Origin of the sequence: Cohnella sp. GCM10027633 (assembly GCF_042675445.1) — a bacterium.
Lineage (GTDB): Bacteria > Bacillota > Bacilli > Paenibacillales > Paenibacillaceae > Cohnella.
This window is the reverse complement of sequence record NZ_JBHTGV010000013.1, coordinates 165640-173131: the sequence shown is the minus strand read 5'-3', so window position 1 is coordinate 173131 and position 7492 is coordinate 165640. Positions and strand designations below refer to the sequence as shown.

General features: G+C 59.8%; 6 protein-coding genes. All 6 read left to right on the top strand.

Translation table 11 applies throughout. The annotated features are described in order from the left end of the window. The first annotated feature begins 421 nt into the window (after positions 1 to 421). The 6 genes from lon to ACFQZG_RS22920 all read left to right on the top strand — a co-directional run bounded on the left by lon (position 422) and on the right by ACFQZG_RS22920 (position 7489). A complete protein-coding gene (lon, locus tag ACFQZG_RS22945; protein ID WP_378156804.1) occupies positions 422 to 2863 on the top strand; it encodes an endopeptidase La in 2442 nt (813 codons plus the stop codon). Positions 2864 to 2881: 18 nt separating this feature from the next. After that, entirely contained in the window at positions 2882 to 3535 is a 654-nt protein-coding gene (yihA, locus tag ACFQZG_RS22940) for a ribosome biogenesis GTP-binding protein YihA/YsxC (protein ID WP_378156802.1), read from the top strand. Positions 3536 to 3690: 155 nt separating this feature from the next. After that, a complete protein-coding gene (locus ACFQZG_RS22935; RefSeq protein ID WP_378156800.1) occupies positions 3691 to 4281 on the top strand; it encodes a non-ribosomal peptide synthetase module in 591 nt (196 codons plus the stop codon). Positions 4282 to 4541: 260 nt separating this feature from the next. Further along, positions 4542 to 5954, top strand: coding sequence for a glutamyl-tRNA reductase (gene hemA / locus ACFQZG_RS22930; protein ID WP_378156814.1), 1413 nt, complete (start codon positions 4542 to 4544; stop codon positions 5952 to 5954). A 28-nt stretch (positions 5955 to 5982) separates the two neighbouring features. Continuing rightward, positions 5983 to 6804, top strand: a complete 822-nt coding sequence (gene ccsA / locus ACFQZG_RS22925; protein ID WP_378156799.1) for a cytochrome c biogenesis protein CcsA — start codon at positions 5983 to 5985, stop codon at positions 6802 to 6804. A 28-nt stretch (positions 6805 to 6832) separates the two neighbouring features. Then, positions 6833 to 7489 carry a precorrin-2 dehydrogenase/sirohydrochlorin ferrochelatase family protein gene (locus ACFQZG_RS22920; RefSeq protein ID WP_378156797.1) on the top strand — a complete coding sequence of 219 codons (657 nt, stop codon included), beginning with the start codon at positions 6833 to 6835 and terminating at the stop codon, positions 7487 to 7489. Positions 7490 to 7492: the final 3 nt, after the last annotated feature.

Here is a 7492-nt window from a genome sequence, read left to right as displayed (position 1 = left end):
TACAATCGCAAGAGAATTCATGGTTCTTTGGGTTACGTATCTCCTGATCGATTCGAGGAGATGTACTACAAAAACATTAGCTGAAATGCGTTAGCGAGTGTCCACTTTCTTGACAGAGGTCCACACATAACGCTAAATCGCCGAACGGCGGCCGCGAGCCGGATTAGCGCCATCACATAACGCTAAATCGTCGAACCGCGGCTGCACGCCGGATTAGCGCCGCCACCTCCCGATTCCGCGCCTTCTGCGCCCAAACCGAGCGGGATATCGCCGAACCCAAGGTGTTCATTTTTGCGACGGGCGAATACATTTGGTACAATGACGAGAGATTTAACGTTGACGATTCGGTGAACGCCATTGACGCGTTAAGGCCCGAATCGCTCGACTCTCAGTTCCAGAACCTTCGAGGAGGTGCCCAATCATGGGATCGAGCAAACCGAAAAGCCGTTCCATCCCCCTGTTGCCCTTGCGCGGGCTGCTCGTCTACCCCAGCATGGTGCTGCATCTGGACGTAGGTCGCGAGAAGTCGGTCAAAGCGTTGGAACAATGCATGGTCGACGATCATATGATTCTGCTCTGCTCCCAATCGGAGATCAATATCGAAGAGCCGACGCAGGACGATATTTACCGGGTCGGCACGATCGCCAAGGTAAGGCAAATGCTCAAGCTGCCGAACGGAACGATCCGCGTGCTCGTCGAGGGCGTCAACCGCGCGGAGATCGAGCAATACTTGCCGAACGACAATTACTACGAGGTGCTTGCCCACGAGCTGCACGAAGGCCAGACGAACGATTCCGAGTTGGATGCCCTCATGCGAGCGGTGCTTAGCCAGTTCGAAAATTATATCAATCTGTCCAAGAAGGTAACGCCGGAGACGCTCGCCGCCGTATCGGACATCGATCAGCCGGGGCGTCTGGCGGACGTCATCACGAGCCATCTGTCGCTGAAGATCAAGGACAAGCAAGAAATCCTCGAGACGGTCGAAGTTCGCCCGCGGCTCGAGAAGCTGCTCGACTTCCTGAACAACGAGCGCGAGGTGCTCGAGCTCGAGCGGAAGATCAGCCAGCGCGTCAAGAAGCAGATGGAGAAGACGCAGAAGGAATATTACCTTCGCGAGCAGATGAAGGCGATCCAGAAGGAGCTCGGCGAGAAGGAAGGCCGGGCGGGCGAAGCCGAAGAGCTGCGCAACCAACTGGAAGACGCGGAGCTGCCGGAGAAGATCGCGATCAAGGTGCTGAAGGAAATCGACCGTCTGGAGAAAATGCCGGCGGCGTCCGCGGAAGGCGCGGTCATCCGGACGTACGTGGAGTGGCTGCTCACCCTGCCGTGGTCCAAGTTGACCGAGGACGATCTCGACATTGCGAAAGCCGAAGCGATCTTGGAAGAAGAGCACTTCGGCCTCGAGAAGCCGAAGGAGCGCGTGCTCGAATACTTGGCGGTGCAGAAGCTCGTCAAGAAGCTCAAGGGACCGATCCTGTGCTTGGTCGGGCCTCCCGGCGTCGGCAAGACGTCGCTCGCCCGCTCGATCGCGAAGTCGCTCGGCCGGGAGTTCGTGCGCGTCTCGCTCGGCGGCGTCCGCGACGAAGCGGAAATCCGCGGCCATCGCCGGACGTACGTCGGCGCGATGCCCGGACGCGTTCTGCAAGGCATGCGCAGCGCGGGGACGGCTAATCCGGTGTTCCTCCTCGACGAGATCGACAAGATGGCGATGGATTTCCGGGGCGACCCGGCTTCCGCGTTGCTCGAGGTGCTCGATCCGGAGCAGAACGCGACGTTCAGCGATCACTACGTCGAAGTGCCGTACGATCTGTCCAACGTCATGTTCGTGACGACGGCGAACGTCGTTCATAACATTCCGCGTCCGCTGCTCGACCGGATGGAGATGCTGTACATTCCGGGCTACACCGAGCTCGAGAAGCAGCAGATCGCCGAGCGCCACCTGTTGCCGAAGCAGAAGCGCGACCACGGCCTCGAGCCGGAGCAGCTCGTGCTGGAATCGGACGCGTTGCTCGCGCTTATCCGCGAGTATACGCGGGAGTCCGGCGTACGTAACATGGAGCAGCAGCTCGCTTCTATTTGCCGCAAGGCGGCCAAGGCGATCGTCTCGAATCCGGAAGCGGCGCCGTTCGTCGTGGACAAGGCGAAGCTGAAGGAGCTGCTCGGCCCGTCGAAGTTCCGGTTCGGAATGGCGGAGCAGGAAGACCAGATCGGAGCGGTTACCGGACTGGCATGGACGGAAGTCGGCGGAGACACGCTCGTCATCGAAGTGACCGTCATGCCGGGCACCGGCAAGCTGACGCTCACCGGACAGCTCGGCGACGTTATGAAGGAATCGGCGCAAGCCGCGTTCAGCTACACGCGCAGCCGCGTCAAGGAGCTGGGCATCGATCCGCAATTCCACGAGAAGCACGACATTCATATTCATATTCCCGAAGGCGCCATTCCGAAGGACGGACCTTCCGCGGGCATTACGATCGCGACGGCGCTCATCTCGGCGCTCACGAACCGCAGCGTCTCCCGCATGGTCGCGATGACCGGCGAGATCACGCTCAGAGGCCGCGTGCTTCCGATCGGCGGGTTGAAGGAGAAGTCGCTCGCCGCGCACCGCGCGGGCATCCGCAAAGTGCTCATTCCGAAGGACAACGAGCGCGATCTTCGCGACGTGCCGGAGAGCGTAAGAGCCGACCTGACTTTCGTGCCGGTATCCCATATGGACGAAGTGCTTCGGCATGCGTTGTCCGACGCGTACGGCCGCTTCGCGGTTCCGTGGGATAGCGACGACGAGCTGGGCGGAGAACAAGCGATACTCGCGGCGGGAGCGAACGACGAGCCCGAAGAAGCGCCGCCGCTGGGCACGCATTGATAGGAGAAGTCAGTCACGATGAAGATCAAACAAAGCGATTTCGTCATTAGCGCGGTCGGTCCGGCCCAATATCCGGAGGACGGATTGCCGGAGATTGCCCTGGCCGGCCGCTCCAATGTCGGCAAGTCCTCGCTCATCAACAAGATGCTGCTCAGGCGCAACTTGGCCCGCACGAGCGCGCAGCCCGGCAAGACGCAGACGCTCAATTATTACAGGGTGAACAGCGAAGCCGGCGAGCTGTATTACGTCGACTTCCCGGGCTACGGGTACGCGAGGGTGTCCAAGTCCCAACGTCAGTCCTGGGGCAAAATGATCGAGCTGTATTTGAAAGAGCGAGAGCCGCTGAAGCTGGTGCTGCAGCTCGTCGATTTCCGCCACCCGCCGTCCGCGGAAGACCAGAAGATGTTCGAGTGGCTATCCCATTACGGTATTGCGATGTGCGTCGTCGCCACGAAGACGGACAAAGTGTCCCGTTCCCAATGGCCGAAGCACTCGAAGATGATCCGCCAGACGCTCGGCATGCCCGGACACGTTCCGCTCGTCCATTTTTCGTCCGAGACGGGACAGGGCAGAGACGATTTGTGGAGCATTATCGCGCAATCGGCAGATATGACGATGAATCCCCCCTCTGAACCCGCTAACTTCGCGCAGGAAACAGAGGATAACGGGTAAAAGTCCGACAGGATCGCGGCAGGCATCGTTTTTTGAGCCTTTTTCACGGAAAAATCAAGGCTGGCGCGCAAGAAACGGGATTCGGATTTCGGTATAATAAGAGTAAGCAAATCCGAATCGCCAAAACGCAACACAATGGAATTGAGGAGATTTCTATGGCTCAACGCGTAGCCACGGAGTATGTCAATGCCAGCCTGCAATTGAAACAATCCGAAATGCCGCGATTGCTCTCCCTGTGCGAAACGCAGCAGCTGCGCCTGCAAGTGTTCGTGCTGGAGAACGCCAACCAAGAGATCGTGCTGCAAGACGAAGACGGCGGAGAATCGATCCGCTTGACGTTCGAAAGTTCGAACGGAATGTATCGTTGCCTGCTCACTTGCCGCGTCGTTCAAGCGAAGCTGACCAACGCCTTGCGCAAGCTCGTATCGTCGTTCAAGGGCGATGCGACGGTTAATCGGATTTATCCCGGATTCACGATGGTGTACCATTATATTCAAGGAGCCGTCGTTCGTATCGTGGAAGCGAAGGGCAATAGCCAGCGCACGGTGTTCGAGCACCGGGACACGATAGGGATGATGGAAGCCCGGTTCAAGCTGTTCTCGGTCGAGGAAGAGATCGAACGCCTGAGAGGCGCGGTCAACGAATTGCTCGATATCCGCAACCAGACGCGCGACGCGGGGCAGATCGCCGAGATCGACGAGAGACTGAAGCTTCACGGTCGCATGTTGTTCTCGCTCGAGGCTTGAACGCCTCGGGGGGAACGGTCCGATAAGAAGCATGAAGAGTCGCGAGAGCGGCTCTTTTTGTTTGCTATCGGGCGCGCGCCGCTTCCACTTCGGGAATAGATTGGGGAGCGTAGGCCGACAATAGCGAAGAGCGTATAGGCCGGCTTATTCGCAAAGTGTTCAAAATTGCGTCTTAAGCGTTCGTCCAATTGTGCTATAATGGATGATGATCCACATCAGATTAGAATGATTCTTGCTCCAAGGAAGGCAGGTGAATGCCCATGCATCTCATAGTCGTCGGTCTGAATTACCGCACCGCTCCCGTCGAAGTACGCGAGAAATTCGCGTTGTCGGATTCCGAGCTGCCGAAGGCGCTGCAGGCGCTTAAGGCGACGACGGGCATTCTCGAAGGCGTTATCGTCGCGACCTGCAACCGTACGGAGATCTACGCGGTCGTCGACCGGCTCACGCTGTGCGGACATTATATCCGTTCGTTCATGGAGCAATGGTTCCGGATTCCGCGCAAAGAATTCAATACCCACTTATATATGTACGAAGACGACCGGGCGGTCGAGCATCTGTTCCGCGTCGCGTCCGGCCTCGATTCGATGGTCATCGGCGAGACGCAAATTCTCGGCCAGGTGCGGGACGCGTGGCTGCTCGCGCAGGAAGAAGGCGCAACCGGCACGCTGTTCAATCGGTTGTTCAAGCAGGCGATCACGCTGGCCAAACGAGCCCATTCCGACACGTCGATCGGCGAGAGCGCCGTATCGGTCAGCTATGCGGCGATCGAGCTCGGCAAACGCATCTTCGGCCGGTTCGACGACAAGACGGTCATGATCGTCGGCGCGGGCAAGATGAGCGAGCTGACGGCGCAGCATCTGCACGCCAACGGCGCGAAGGAAGTGCTCGTCGTCAACCGGACGCTCGAGAACGCGCGCGACCTCGCCGAGAAGTTTCACGGTACCGCGCTGTCGATGGGCGACGCGATGGATCGGCTGAAACACGTCGATATCGTCATCAGCAGCACCGGCGCGCAGCGGTTCGTGCTAGACCGTGCGAACGTAGAGAAGGCGATGGCAGGGCGCAAGAAGCGCCCGCTGTTCCTGATCGACATCGCCGTGCCGCGGGATATCGAGCCGTCGTGCGGCGACATCCCGAACGTGTTCCTGTACGATATCGACGATCTGGAAGGCATCGTGGAGAGCAATCTCGCGAAGCGCCGCAAGGAAGCGGAGATTATCGAGGAGATGATCGAGCTCGAGCAGGAGGCATACCGTCAATGGTACGCGACGCTCGGCGTCAGCCCGCTCATCCGCGCCCTTCAGGAGAAGGCCGCCGGCATTCAGGAGAACACGATGGAGAGCCTGCTGCGGAAGCTGCCGGAGCTGGACGATAGGCAAGTGAAAGTCATTCGCAAGCTGACGAAGAGCATCGTTAACCAAGTGATCCACGATCCGATTCTGCGCATTAAAGAGCTCTCTGCCGAGAAACGCAGCGATGAGGCGTTGAAGCTGTTCGTTCAGCTGTTCGCGCTGGAGGAAGACGTCGCGCAGCTTAAGGCCGAGCAGAAGGCGGAGGAGAAGACCCGCAAGGACGCGGCGCTGACGGCGGCCAAGGCGCCGGAGACGGGAACGGGATCAGGCTTGGAACAAGGGGGCTTGCTAGCCAAGCTCGCGGGTGCGCTTCGATAACGGTAGGGAAGCGGGAGGCGCTGCCCTCATGATGACGCAAGATTTGTTAACGGACGCCGTCCTGTATATTTACGCCCTGAGCCTGCTATTCTTCGTTTCCGACGCCGCATCCGGCAACCGGAGCGCGAGAAGAGTCGGAACAGGGCTGCTTGTTTTTGTATGGTTCATCCAGACGGCGTTCTTGATCTACATTCTCGTTCAGAGCTTGTCCCATCCGGCGCTCACGCTCCGGGAGTTCCTGTTCTACGTGTCATGGCTGCTCGTGTCGGCTTCGTTCCTGCTGAACCGGTGGCTCAAGGCCGATCTGCTCGTACTGCTCGTCAACGTCGTCGGCTTCGCGGTGCTCGCCCTGAACTTGATCGAGCACCCGCGGCGCAAGATGGAATTGGCGACGGAGGAGGTCGGGCGGCGATTGCTCGTCTTGCACATCAGCTTCGTTACCTTGTCGTTCGCGGTGCTGACTGTCGCCGCGTTGTTCGCCCTCATGTACCTGTACTTGCATCGTCGGCTGAAGACGAAGAAGTGGACGCCGCTCATGAGCAGGATGCCGGGTCTGCAGCTCATCGACCGGTACGCGTACCGATCGGGGCTGATCGGGGTGCCGCTGCTGCTGCTGTCGCTCTCGACGGGAACGGCTGCGCTTCTGTTGACGGACGGCTGGAAGACGCTGCTGGATCCGAAGGTAATGCTGGCTTACGGCGCCGGAACGGTCTACGTCGGTTCCTTAATCGTAAGCCGAACGAGACGCGAAGCCGGACAAGGCTTAGCCAGATGGAATTTGATCGGGTACGCCCTGCTGATCGCGGACTTCTTCGCCAGCGCGTTCTCTTCGTTCCACCATATGTTCTGAAGCTCGCGCGTGAAGGGAGACGTTGCGCTTGGCCGGATGGTATCCGATTCTGATCGACCTGCAAGGCCGAACGTGCGTCGTCGTCGGCGGGGGGGCCGTCGCAGAACGCAAGACGAGAGGCTTGCTCGAAGCGGGCGCGCTCGTCCGCGTCGTGAGCCCTTCCCTTACGGCAGGGCTTGCCGAATTAGCCAGCGAAGGCGCGATCGTAACGATCGATCGGGAGTATAGAGACGGGGATCTTGCGGAAGCGGCGCTTGCGTTCGCCGCGACCGATCATCCGGAGGCGAACGCCGCCGTCGTGCGCGAGGCGCGGAATCGCGGCGTGCCGGCCAACGCGGCGGACGGCGGGACGGAGGGAGACTTCATCGTCCCGGCGGTCGTTCGCAGAGGCGATCTTCTGCTGACGGCGAGCGCGTCGGGCGCGGGTCCGGCCGTTGCCGCGCGCATCGCCGGCGAACTGGCGGGACGTTACGGACCGGAATACGGATCCTATCTGAAGGCGCTGAGGCACATACGGAAGGTCGTGAAGGCGGAGGTCGCCGATCCGGCAACCCGAAGGAAGCTGCTGGCCGCGGCGTCGTCGGAAGACGCGCTCGCCGAATGGGCGGGCATCGACGCGGAAGCGTTGGATGCAAGCGAACTATTAGAGAGATTAAGAGTGCGAGCACTCGGCGGGAAGGAATAGAGG